Raw genomic sequence first — 11,452 nt, 5'->3', positions numbered from 1 at the left:
TTTGTCCGTCGAGGACACGCGCGCGCCCGGCAGCGTCCCGCCGGCCGCGGGACCGCCGTTCATCAGGGAGTTCGAGGCGACCCTGCCCGTCCACGCGCAGTTCGTGCTGTGGGGGAACCGCCACGACAGCTTCCTCGTCCGGGAGCCGGGCGGCGCGCGCCCGCGTCTGCTGTCGCTGCCGGACCTGCTCTGGGAGACGCTCCGCACGAGCGGCTACGCCTGCCTGCTCGTGCACGACCCCGTGGACGGACTCAGGGTGCACCTGCCGGCCACCGCCACGGCGGAGGAGACCGAGCGGGCCGAGGCGGCCGCGGCCCGGCTGCTCCCCCGCCTTCCGCGACCGGGGACGCTCCCCTCGTTGGAGGCGCTGCGCACGCTGATGGCCGAACTGGCCCGCCCCGCGCTGCGGATCCGTGCGGCGCTCGCGATCGACGACGCCTCCCGCATCGCGCGCGGCGCGACGGAGATGGAGCCGAACGAGCGGGACTTCTTCAGGTTCTGCGCCCGGCTCTCCCGGATCGCCGTCCCGGTCGGCGCGCCGGACGGCCGTACGACCCCGCTGTACAACCCGGTGATCTGGCTGGCGGACCGGGAGGGCGACCTGCCGGCCTGGCTCACCTCGGGCAACGACCAGATCCGGTCCATCGGGCTGCCGGCCCCGGACCTGGGCGACCGCCAGACCACCGCGCGCCTGCTGATGAAGTCCTTCGGCGTCACGGACCTCGACGCGGACGCGCGGGCGGCCGAGGCGTGCGACGCGTTCGCGGCCCAGACGGACGGACTCACCCTGCAGGCGATGATCGAGGTCACCCGGCTGGCCCGGGACCGCGGCCTGACGATGACGGAGCTTCCGGACGCGATCCGCGTCTACAAGCTCGGCGTCATGGACAACCCCTGGAAGCGGGAGTACCTCCGCAAGCGGATCACGGACGGCCAGCACTCGATCCCGCGCCGCGTCGTCGGACAGCCGCAGGCCGTCACCAAGACCCTCGACATCCTGAAGCGGGCGGCGCTCGGGCTGTCCGGTGCGCAGCAGTCCAGGTCCTCGGCCCGGCCGCGCGGCGTGCTGTTCTTCGCCGGTCCCACGGGCGTGGGAAAGACGGAACTGGCCAAGGCCGTCTCGTCGTTGATCTTCGCGGACGAGTCCGCCTACCTGCGCTTCGACATGAGCGAGTTCTCCTCGGAGCACGCCGGGGACCGGCTGATCGGGGCGCCGCCGGGATACGTCGGGTTCGAGGCGGGCGGCGAACTGACCAACGCGGTGCGCCGACAGCCGTTCCGGGTGATCCTCTTCGACGAGATCGAGAAGGCGCATCCGCGGATCCTGGACAAGTTCCTGCAGATCCTGGAGGACGGCCGGCTGACGGACGGGCGCGGCTCGACGGTGCACTTCTCCGAGTCCGTCCTCGTGTTCACCTCCAACCTCGGCATGACCGTGGAGGACGGCGGCGGACGGCTCGTGTCCCACGTCCGCCCCGGCATGCCGTACGAGGAGATCGAGGAGCGCGTGAAGGCGGCGGTCGACGACCACTTCACCCGGGTCCTCGGCCGGCCGGAGCTGCTCAACCGCTTCGGGGACAACATCGTGGTCTTCGACTTCATCGGCCCCGAGGCGGCCGCCCGCATCTTCGACCTCCAGCTCGACAACATCGTCTCCCGGGTCCGCGAGGAGCAGGGCGTCGTCCTGGAGGTGGACCCCGAGGTCCGGGCCGCCCTGCGGGAGCGCTGCACCGGCAACCCGCGCATGGGCGGCCGGGGCATCGGCACCGCCCTGGAATCGCAGTTCGTCAACCCCCTCGCCCGTGCCCTGTTCGACCGCGACCCGGCGGCGGGCGCCCACGTCCGGGTGACCGGTCTGCGGCGCGAGGGCGACATCGTCTCCGTGGAGCTGGCATGACGGCCTCCCCGAACTCCCCCGCCTCCCCGAACCCCCCGGCCCCCTCAGCCTCCCCGAGCCCTCCGCCCCCCTCCGTCTCACCGGGCTCCCCCGTCTCCCCCGGTCCCGTCGGGCTGATGCTGAACAAGGCGCACTATCCGGTGACCTCGCTGGGTCCCGGGACCCGGGCGGGCATCTGGACGCAGGGCTGCACGATCGGCTGCGCCGGGTGCGTCTCGCAGGACACCTGGGCGACCGATCCCGGCACGCTCGTGGACGTGGCGGCGGTCCACTCCTGGCTCACCGGCCTGCCCGACCCGCTCGACGGGATCACGATCTCGGGGGGCGAGCCGTTCCAGCAGCCGGAGGCGCTCGCCGCGCTCCTCGACCGGGTGCACGCCTGGCGCCGCGAGCGGTCCGCGCCCCTGGACGTGCTCGTCTACAGCGGGTACTCCCTCGCCCGGCTGAGGAAGGAGCACTCCGCGCTGCTCGACCGGTGCGACGCGGTGCTCACCGGTCCGTACGTCGAGCGCCTCAACACCCCCGGCCTGCGGTGGAGGGGGTCGAGCAACCAGCGGCTGACCGCGCTGACCGCTCTCGGGCGGGAGCGGTACGAGGGAACGGGTCCGGCCGGACCGCCGCCCATGCAGGTCGCGGTGGCCGACGGCCGCATCTGGTTCATCGGCGTTCCCCGACGGGACGACATGGACCGCCTGGGCGCCCGGCTCCGGTCGGCCGGCATCACCATGGAAGAAGTGTCGTGGCGCAGCTGATCTGCTCGATCTGCGGTCTGGTGGCGGAGGAGGACGACCTCGTCTGCCGGGGGTGCTCCGGGAACCTCAGCCGTCCCGTCGTCGTCCGTCACCCGCCGCCCGGGGCCCCGGGGACGGTGGGCGAGGACGACCCGGCCGAGGAGGACCAAGAGGAGCGGGCAGACCAGGAGGAGGGCCCCCTGGTCTGCCCGCACTGCGGGGCTCCGGTCCCCGTGCCGACCAATCAGGTGTGCGTGGTCTGCCAGCGGTTGCTGGGCGACGCGCGGCCGTCCCGTACCGCCGCCGCGGACGCGCGGGCGACCCGCCGCGATCTCCCCACCACCGTCCTGCGGATCCGGTTCGGCGCGGTGGAGCGCACCGTGGCCCCGGGCGGCACCCTGCTCCTCGGGCGGGCTCCGGCCGCCCGCACGACGCGCGGCCTGCTGGCCCGCCACGACAACGTCTCCCGTCGGCACGCGACCGTCGGCCTGGAACCGGACGGCACCGCGTGGGTGCGGGACGAGCACTCCACCAACGGCACCTTCGTGAACGATGGTCCGGTCGGCGCCGGTGTGCGGACGCCCCTCCGGGACGGTGACGTGCTGCGGCTGGCCGCGGACTGCACGCTCGTGATCGCCCTCGACGGGCCGGGCGAGGGGTGACGGCCCCGGCCTCCACCCCTCGCCCGTCCCGGTTCAGTCGCAGCCCTCGGCGCTCTCGGCCGTGATCGCCTCGGCCGTGTACGGGCACTGGAAGCCGATCCAGCGCACCTGCTCCCACAGCTGCGGCCAGGGCTTCAGCGGGCCGCGGCACACCATGAGGCCCTGGCCGTCGTCGGAGACCGGGAGGGCGTTCTCGTACGCCCCGCGCGTCTCGCACGAGGCGAAGAGCGCCCCGAACCGCTTCGGATCGGCGCCTATGGCGATGACGGTCGTCTTGTCCTCGCCGGGCACGCCGAAGTCGGCGTACGAGTTGTGGCCGCTGTACGCCTTCGGCAGCCCGTACTCCGGCCCCCACTTGTCGATCGCGCCCGCCTGGCCGTAGTGGTTGCCGTAGACGACGGTGTGCGCCTGCTCGGCCGCCGGCAGCGAGCGGTAGACGGCGGCCACCTGCCGGGTCATCTCGGGCCAGCCGACCTGGTCGAACTGGACGATGGCCATGTTGCTGAGGACGGGGTTCCCCGCGTACACGTTGATCGGGAGCGTCGGCAGCAACAGGATCGCGCTGCTCACGGCGTTGAGAACGGTCAGTCCGCCGATCGCCCCGAGCCGTTTGGCGTCGCGGGCCCACCGGTCGACGACCACGGCTCCCGCGGCGAGGAGCACGTACTGCAGCGCGGTGGTGTAGGCGCCCTGTCCGCCGACGACCAGCAGCACGACCACCATCAGCGGGTACGACCAGCCGACGAACCGGTAGGCGCGCCACTCGGGGCGGCGCAGCAGCGCGACCAGTCCGGCGATCCACACCGGGTTGAGGAAGAAGCCGATGAGGAGGAGCTGCATCGGGACGAAGGTGCTGCGGGACAGGCCGTCCAGCGCCTTGGACAGCGCGGCGCTCATCTCCAGCTGCGGCATGCCGTGCGTGATCTGCCAGAGCAGCACCGGCGCGGCGATCACCACGGCCACGCCGACCGCGGCCGGGAAGCGCCAGGTCCGCAGCACCCGTCGCGGTCCGAACACCAGCAGGCCGGCCCCGAGGCAGAGCAGCAGGAGGACCAGCAGGTACTTCGCGGTCAGGCCGACGCCGACCACGACGCCGATCGCCCACCACAGGCGGGTGTCGCGGGTGCGCACCATCCGGATCAGCAGCCAGGTCACCGTGATCCAGGACAGCTCGTCCCAGTTGTTCGTGCCCATGATGTGGCCGGTGTACATGACCAGGCCGGACGCGAACGCCATGAACCCCGCGAGCGTCTGCGCCCGGGAACCGCCGCCCAGTTCGCGGGCGATGAGCGGGGCGAGCAGCACGGCGAGGGAGGCCAGCAGCGCCGGCACCACGCGGAAGCCGACGAGGTTGTCCCCGAACACCGCCATCTCGACCTTGGCGACGAGCGCGACGAGCGGCGGCTGGTCGACGTAGCCCCACGCGAGGTGGCGGCTCGCCGCCCGGGTGTAGAGCTCGTCCACGTGGTAACCGTGCCGGGCGGCCAGCACCAGCAGGCACACCGTCATCGCGGCGGCGGTCAGGGACACCGGCCGCCACGGCACGGGAGCGAGCCCCGCCTCCTCCGGCGGCGTGGACGCCTCGGGTTCCGAGGGCGCGGTCGCTTTCACGAAAGTCATCGGGGACTCCGTTCCGTCATGGCTCGCTGCCGTGTCGGAATGCCGGACACGACTCAGCCCTCAAATATCGGCGCGCCCACCGGTGACCTCAACGAACTTGAACCGTGCCGACAGTGCGCAGGCCGTGGCCCGCGTCCGGCGGCGGGAAGCGGTTGGCCTGGGAGTTTCGTCCACGGGTCAACTTGATGGCGAGGGCCTCCCCACCGCCGGAAGACTCGGTGGCGTCGGCTGCCGCCACCCAGGGAAGGCACGGTATGACCCCACCCCTGCCGAGCAACCGGAACTACCGCATCCTCTGGTCCGGCATGCTCCTGTCCGAGCTGGCCGGTGAGATCGCGTACATCGCGTTCCCGCTGCTCGTGCTGGCCCACGGGGGCTCGGCGACCGCGGTCGCCGGCGTCGCCGCGGTGCTCGCCGGCGCCCGCACCCTGGTCAGCCTGCCCGCCGGGGTGCTGGCCGACCGCGTGGACCGCAAGCGGGTGATGGTGGCGACCCAGGGGGTCCGTACGGTGGCGATGCTCAGCGTCGCCGTCGCCGTCCTGCTGGGCGACTGCCCGCTGTGGCTGGTCCTGCTGGTGGCCGTCGTCGAGGGCGCGGCCGCCGGCGTCTTCGTACCGGCCGAGAACGCGGCCCTCCCCCAGGTCGTGCCGGAGGACGTGCTGCCGCGGGCGCTGGCGCGCAACGCGGCCCGGCCGTTCGCCGCGCTGCTGATCGGCCCGGCGCTGGCCGGCTTCACGTTCGGGCTGCACGAGGTCCTGCCGTTCACCCTGAACACGTCCGCGCTCGCGGTGTCGTTCGTGGCGCTGGCCGCCCTGCACCTGCCGCGCCGCGCCGCCGGGGCCCCGGCCGGCGGGGGGACCGCGACCCCCGCCGTGCCGCGGCCCGGCGGGTTCGGGGCGCTGCTGCGCCTGCGGACCGTACGCGCGACGATGGCCTGGATCGTCGGCGTCAACCTCGCGTTCCACACCCTGGTCGTGCTCGTGCTCATCGTGTCGGGCGAGGAGCACGTCGCACCCGGGCAGATGGGCCTGATGATGACGTGCTTCGGCGCGGGCGGTCTGGTCGGCGCCCTGGTCGCCGACCGCCTGCACGCGGCGACGCTGTCGCCGGGGGCGCTGGTGATCGGCTCGACGTGGGTCTTCGCCGCCGTCGCCGTCGCCATGGCGTACGCGTCGCGCGGCGTGCCGCTCGGCATCCTGCTGGGCGTGGCCGCGATGGCCATGCCGGTCGCGAACACGACCGTGATCACCTGTCAGCTGTCGGCCGTGCCCGACGGCCTGCGGGGGCGCCTGTCCGGCCTGGTCGCCCTCGGCTCCGAACTGGCCGCCACGGCCGGTCCCGTCACGGCCGGCGTGCTGTCGGCCGGCACCCGGGACGGCGCCGTGAGCATGCTCGGCGCGGCCGGGCTGCTGGCGGCCGTCGCCGTCGGCGCCACCCTGAGTCCGGCGCTGCGCCGCCTCGCGCTGCCCCGGCCGTCCGACGCACCACAGCCGGCGCACTCCTGACCACCGACAACGGAGGAAGAAGATGCTGCAGCTCCAGTTGCGCGACGAGGACGTCGTCGCGATCGAGAAGATCACCGCGGAGGTCGCGGGGCGCTTCTCGTCCATCGAGGATCCCGCCCTGCACCGGGCCGCCCAGGTCTACGCGCACGAGTTGCCCCGCGCGCTCCGGACGGCGCTGGTCGACTTCAGGCTGACCGAGCCGTCGGGGGTGCTGGTCGTGTCCGGGCTGCCGGTCGACGACCCGTCCCTCGGCCCCACGCCGGCGGACTGGCGCGACAAGGACGCGCCCGACGCGACGCTGCGCCTCGACATCCCGTTCCTGCTCATCGGCTGCCTGCTCGGGGAACCGATCGGCTGGGCCACCCAGCAGGACGGGCGGATCATGCACGACATCTTCCCGATGCGCGCCCACGAGCACGGCCAGATCGGCTGGGGAAGCGCGGAGACGCTCGCCTGGCACACCGAGGACGCCTTCCACCCCCTGCGCACCGACTACCTGGGGCTCATGTGCCTGCGCAACCCCGACGGGGTGGAGACGACCTTCGCCGACGTCGCCGACGCGCGGCTCGACGACGCGACGCGCACGGCCCTGGCGGAGGAGCGCTTCAAGATCCTCCCGGACGACTCGCACCGTCCGCAGAACCAGGTCGCGGGCGGCCACGAGGATCCCGAAGTGGCCGAACTCGTGCGGCGCAGCGCCGAGCGGGTGGAGAGCGCCCTGCGGTCCCCCGAGCCGGTCGCGGTCCTCTTCGGCTCCCCGAAGGACCCGTACATCCGGCTGGATCCCTACTACATGCAGGGGGTGCAGGGGGAACGCGAGCAGCGAGCGCTGGACGCGATCGGGGAGGCGCTGGACAGCGCGATGGGCGGGGTGGCCCTGGCTCCCGGCGACATCGCCTTCATCGACAACTACCGCGTGGTGCACGGCCGGAAGCCCTTCCAGGCCCGATTCGACGGCACCGACCGCTGGTTGCGCCGACTGAACATCACCCGTGATCTGCGCAAGTCCCGGCACGCGCGGCTGACGGCGGAGTCGCGGGTCATCTACTGACGTTTTATCTACTGACGGATCGCCCACTGGCGCACGGTCCGTGGCCGCCGACCGGACCCGGGTCTCCGACAATGAATTTTCGGACGACTGCGACTGAATCCCGCCCGTCGTTTTCGAGACACACGGAAAAAGCGCGGAAGGCCCGTGCGGAGTTCGACGGAATGATCGACGGGGACGCGGGACGGTCGGGCCCGGTCAGGCGGGGCGGAACGGGCCGGGCATGGGCGACGTCGAGAGATGAACCGGTCACGGGGATCGCCATTACGTGGCCGGGGCACTAAATAACGGGGAGCCGCCCCCCTACCAAATCATTGACGGATCAATATCATTGCCCTCGTCGGCGATCCACGCATGATCTCCTGCATGCGAATTGCGTCTCGGGGGTGGCAATGTTGCGCATCAAAGTTTCCAGCGAAGACATACAGCGGTTAAGAATGGTCCATACTTTAGGGCCCGTGTCCGAAGCGGTCTTCGCCCTCCACCACTTCGGACGCGACCGGACGCGCGGCGGCGTCGGCTGGCACAAGTGCGTGCGCGAGCGCCTCGGCGACGACCTGCCCGCCGTGGGCGAGGTCGTGTCCAAGTACCGGGTGGTTCCCGATCTCCTGTGGCTGCTGGAACGGGACGGGGCCGAGGGGGATGCGGTGCCGCCGGCCGTGCGCGCCCGGGCCCGCCGCCTCGCCCAGGTCGTCTTCCTGTTCTGCAGTGCGGGCATCCTGCCCTACTGGTCGCAGATAAGGGCCCGGCTGGAGATCGAGCGCGACGTGCGCGGACGGATAGCGATCACGAACGGCGTCGAATTCCTGCTCGCGGGACTGCACCCCAAGGTCACGTGGGAGTCGTCGGAGCTGCGCATCGCGTCCAACGTCGACCTCGAGATCAAACTCGACGGGCGCGGCCTGATCCTGAGCCCCTCGCTCTTCCTCCCCGACAAGACCTGCGTGCTCGTGCGCTCCGAGCGGCAGTCCAGCGTGCCGGCGCTCGTCTTCTCCGTGCCCCTGGACCTCAACGACCTGGAATCGCCCTCCGAGGAATCGGAGGTCGAGGGCGACCGGGCGCTGGCCGCCCTCGTCGGGGCCACCCGCGCGGCAGCCCTGCGCGCGCTGTCCGAGAGCGGCACCACCGGCGACCTGTCGGACCGGCTCGGCATCTCCCTCTCCGGTGCCAGCAAGCAGGCCACCGTCCTGCGGGAGGCGGGGCTGATCACGACGCTGCGCAACCGCACCACCGCCACGCACACGCTCACCCCGCTCGGCCTGGCGCTCCTGCAGAGGGAGCTGCCCGCCGAGTTCACCGGCCTTCCGGGCGACCCGCGGGCACGCGAGGCGAGGGGCGTCGCGGGCTCGCGCGGCTAAGGCATGACCCGCGTCTCGACCACACGCCCCTCGGCGAGCAGCACCACCGCGTCGGCCCGTTCGAGGGAGGCCAGGTCCGCGGCCGAGGCCACGACACAGAGCCCCTGTCGGTCCACCAGCCCGCGCACCATGTCCAGGACCGCCGCCGCGGTGGCGGGCGGGAGTCCGACGGTGAGGTCGTCGGCGAGCAGCACGTCGGGGGCGCCGGAGACCGCGGCCACGACCGCGGCCACCCGCTGCCGGTCCTCCGTCAGGTCGCGTACGGGGACGTCCCGCTCCTCCCAGAGGTCCAGTCGGCGCAGTCCGTCCCGCACCACCTCCGCCGCTCCGGCCGGCATCGGGCCGAGCCCCGAGGCGAGCGTGGCGATCGTCGCCGCCTGCTCCGGCACCGGCAGGAGGCCGACGTGCGCGAGCCGGAGGCCCTCGGCGAGACGGACCTCGCCCGCCGTCACCGGATCCAGGCCCGCGGCGCACCGCAGCACGCCGGTCTTGCCCGCGGCGGCCGGTCCGCTCAACGCCGTCCAGGTGCCGCCGTCGCACGCGAAGGACACATTCTCGATCACGTATCCGGATTCGGCGTCCCCGGCGCCGTTCGTGCCGACATGACATAGCTGCAGAGCCGGACTCTGTTCCGTCATGGTGGTCTCTTTCCTTGCTCGGGAGGTAGGTTGTGCAACCGGTCCGCCGTCCCCGTTCCACTCCGGCGGAGGTGAGTCGATTCCGTCCACCTCTGGTCCCCGACACTCGGTCTGACCGGCATGTTAGGGCCTTCGGTGCGGAAGCGCCCATACCTTCCGCCACAGGGAAAGAACTACAGCCTGCTGTAATGCGCGTGAGGGCACGGGCTGCTCCGGTGTTCCGTGCCTGGTCCCCACCGCTGCGGGCCACGGCCTATCTCCTCGGGGAATTCGGCACCGCGCTCATGAGCGTTCTTTCCTTCCTGCCGTTGTTCCATCCGGGCATGCGTCGGTCGTGGGCCGAGTGGCACCGGCAGCGGGCCGGCCGTCTGCTGGGCCGCCCGGTCCGCGAGCAGAGCGTCGACCTCCCCCGTCACCTGTACTGGCTCGCCCTGCACGTGCCGCTCGGCATCGCCTGCGGACTCGCCACGGTCATCTGCGTCGGCAACGCGCTGATGATCGTGGCGACTCCCCTGCTGGCGTGGGCGTTTCCGGCCCAGGGGCGCCCGAAGACGGTCCTTGACATGCCGGTGGCCGGCTGGCAGGAGGCCGTCGCCGGCCCGTCGGTGGGATCCGTGCTGTTCGCCCTCGGATGCCTGGCGCTGCCCCCGCTCGCCACGGGCTACGCCCGCCTGACCCTCGCCGTGCTCGCGCCGTCGCGCACCCGGATGCTCGCCGACCGCGTGGCCGCGCTCACCCGCACCCGCATCGACGCGATCGAGGCGCACGGCGCCGAACTGCGGCGGATCGAGCGCGACCTGCACGACGGCACCCAGGCACGGCTGGTGGCGGTGGCCATGCGGCTCGCCGTCGCCCGGCGGTGCCTCGACCGCGACCTGTCCACCGTCGCCCGGATGCTGCGCGAGGCGACCGACGTCACCGAGGAGGCGATGGTCGAGCTCCGCGAGGTGCTCCGCGGCATCTATCCGCCCATCCTCGCCGACCGCGGACTGCGGGGAGCCCTGCGCACCGTCGCCGCCCGGGGCGGCGTCCCGGTCTCGATCGACATCGGCGAACTGCACCGGATCCCGGCGGCCATCGAGGCGGTCGCCTACTTCGTGGTCACCGAGGCGCTGACGAACGTGGTCAAACACAGCCGGGCCACGGAGGCGGCACTGAGGGTGTGGCGCGTCGAGGACGTGCTGACGGTCGTCGTCACCGACAACGGCGTGGGCGGCGCGCGGGAGGACGCCGGCAGCGGGCTGGCCGGTCTCCGGGGCCGGGCGCAGGCGCTCGACGGCCGCGTCACGGTCGTCAGTCCGGCGGGCGGCCCCACGACGATCACCGTGGAGCTGCCGTGCGGATAGTCATCGCCGAGGACAGCGTCCTGCTCGCCACCGGCCTGGAGCTGCTGTTGACCCATTCCGGCTACGAGGTGGCCGAGGTCGCCGACGACGCCGAGGGGTTCCTGGCCGCGGTCGACCGGCACCGCCCGGCCGTCACCATCGTCGACGTGCGGCTGCCGCCCTCGTTCCGCGACGAGGGGATCCGGGCCGCGATCGAGGCCCGGCGCCTCCACCCCGGCCTGCCGGTCCTGGTCCTGTCCCAGTACGTGGAGCAGACGTACGCCTCCGAGTTGCTCTCCGGCGGCGGGGGCGGCGTCGGCTACCTGCTCAAGGACCGCATCAGCCGGGTCGACGAGTTCCTGGAGGCGCTCGACCGGGTGGCCGGCGGCGGCACCGCGCTCGACCCCGACGTGGTGGCCCAGCTGCTCGCCGGGCGCGCACGGCCGCTGGCCACGCTCACCCGCCGGGAGCGGGAGGTCCTGGCGCTCATGGCGGAGGGGCACGACAACGCCACGCTGGCCAGGAAGCTGTCCGTCACCGACAACGCCGTGCACAAGCACATCGGCAACATCTTCGCGAAGTTCGGCCTCACCGAGACCGACGCCGGCCACCGGCGGGTCCGGGCCGTGCTGACCTATCTGGAAGCACGCTGACACGAGGGGGCGGTG

General features: G+C 72.6%; 10 protein-coding genes. 8 read left to right on the top strand and 2 right to left on the bottom strand.

Translation table 11 applies throughout. The features are described from left to right. The first annotated feature begins 1 nt into the window (after position 1). The 3 genes from ACZ66Z_RS22220 (at position 2) to ACZ66Z_RS22210 (ending at position 3,290) form a co-directional block, all read left to right on the top strand. The gene (locus ACZ66Z_RS22220) at positions 2-1,897 is read left to right on the top strand and encodes an AAA family ATPase (protein ID WP_469936483.1); all 1,896 of its coding nucleotides are present in this window, start codon (positions 2-4) and stop codon (positions 1,895-1,897) included. A 116-nt stretch (positions 1,898-2,013) separates the two neighbouring features. Continuing rightward, entirely contained in the window at positions 2,014-2,649 is a 636-nt protein-coding gene (locus tag ACZ66Z_RS22215) for a 4Fe-4S single cluster domain-containing protein (protein ID WP_469936481.1), read from the top strand. Beyond that, positions 2,637-3,290 (top strand): FHA domain-containing protein, encoded by a 654-nt coding sequence (locus tag ACZ66Z_RS22210; protein ID WP_469936479.1) that lies wholly within the window; start codon positions 2,637-2,639, stop codon positions 3,288-3,290. The genes ACZ66Z_RS22215 and ACZ66Z_RS22210 overlap by 13 nt, the downstream gene beginning before the upstream one ends. 33 nt (positions 3,291-3,323) lie before the next feature. On the opposite strand, the gene ACZ66Z_RS22205 is transcribed toward ACZ66Z_RS22210, so the two are convergent. Further along, positions 3,324-4,910: an ArnT family glycosyltransferase gene (locus ACZ66Z_RS22205; protein ID WP_469936477.1), complete on the bottom strand. Its 1,587-nt coding sequence runs from the start codon at positions 4,908-4,910 to the stop codon at positions 3,324-3,326. 254 nt (positions 4,911-5,164) lie between these two features. On the opposite strand from ACZ66Z_RS22205, the gene ACZ66Z_RS22200 reads away from it, so the two are divergent. The 3 genes from ACZ66Z_RS22200 (at position 5,165) to ACZ66Z_RS22190 (ending at position 8,821) form a co-directional block, all read left to right on the top strand. Continuing rightward, positions 5,165-6,415: an MFS transporter gene (locus tag ACZ66Z_RS22200; protein ID WP_469936475.1), complete on the top strand. Its 1,251-nt coding sequence runs from the start codon at positions 5,165-5,167 to the stop codon at positions 6,413-6,415. A 22-nt stretch (positions 6,416-6,437) separates the two neighbouring features. Beyond that, positions 6,438-7,466 (top strand): guanitoxin biosynthesis L-enduracididine beta-hydroxylase GntD, encoded by a 1,029-nt coding sequence (gene gntD / locus ACZ66Z_RS22195; protein WP_469936473.1) that lies wholly within the window; start codon positions 6,438-6,440, stop codon positions 7,464-7,466. 455 nt (positions 7,467-7,921) lie between these two features. After that, positions 7,922-8,821, top strand: a complete 900-nt coding sequence (locus ACZ66Z_RS22190; protein WP_469936471.1) for an ArsR/SmtB family transcription factor — start codon at positions 7,922-7,924, stop codon at positions 8,819-8,821. On the opposite strand, the gene ACZ66Z_RS22185 is transcribed toward ACZ66Z_RS22190, so the two are convergent. Next, positions 8,818-9,459 (bottom strand): ATP-binding cassette domain-containing protein, encoded by a 642-nt coding sequence (locus tag ACZ66Z_RS22185; RefSeq protein ID WP_469936469.1) that lies wholly within the window; start codon positions 9,457-9,459, stop codon positions 8,818-8,820. The genes ACZ66Z_RS22190 and ACZ66Z_RS22185 overlap by 4 nt on opposite strands. A gap of 323 nt (positions 9,460-9,782) precedes the next feature. On the opposite strand from ACZ66Z_RS22185, the gene ACZ66Z_RS22180 reads away from it, so the two are divergent. Together ACZ66Z_RS22180 and ACZ66Z_RS22175 are read left to right on the top strand one after the other, a co-directional pair. After that, positions 9,783-10,805 (top strand): sensor histidine kinase, encoded by a 1,023-nt coding sequence (locus ACZ66Z_RS22180; protein ID WP_469936467.1) that lies wholly within the window; start codon positions 9,783-9,785, stop codon positions 10,803-10,805. Further along, positions 10,796-11,437, top strand: coding sequence for a response regulator (locus ACZ66Z_RS22175; protein ID WP_469936465.1), 642 nt, complete (start codon positions 10,796-10,798; stop codon positions 11,435-11,437). Before ACZ66Z_RS22180 ends, ACZ66Z_RS22175 begins: the two co-directional genes overlap by 10 nt. Positions 11,438-11,452 lie beyond the last annotated feature (15 nt).

The sequence above is a fragment of the Streptomyces sp. NPDC107498 genome (genome assembly GCF_055582805.1).
Note: the sequence above shows the minus strand (reverse complement) of the source record. Positions and strands in the feature narration are given on the sequence as shown.

Coding starts and splice junctions, on each gene's coding strand:
- ACZ66Z_RS22215 (WP_469936481.1), top strand. CDS start 2,014: ATGCTGAACAAGGCGCACTATCCGGTGACCTCGCTGGGTCCCGGGACC.
- ACZ66Z_RS22205 (WP_469936477.1), bottom strand. CDS start 4,910: ATGACTTTCGTGAAAGCGACCGCGCCCTCGGAACCCGAGGCGTCCACG.
- ACZ66Z_RS22200 (WP_469936475.1), top strand. CDS start 5,165: ATGACCCCACCCCTGCCGAGCAACCGGAACTACCGCATCCTCTGGTCC.
- gntD (WP_469936473.1), top strand. CDS start 6,438: ATGCTGCAGCTCCAGTTGCGCGACGAGGACGTCGTCGCGATCGAGAAG.
- ACZ66Z_RS22185 (WP_469936469.1), bottom strand. CDS start 9,459: ATGACGGAACAGAGTCCGGCTCTGCAGCTATGTCATGTCGGCACGAAC.
- ACZ66Z_RS22180 (WP_469936467.1), top strand. CDS start 9,783: ATGCGTCGGTCGTGGGCCGAGTGGCACCGGCAGCGGGCCGGCCGTCTG.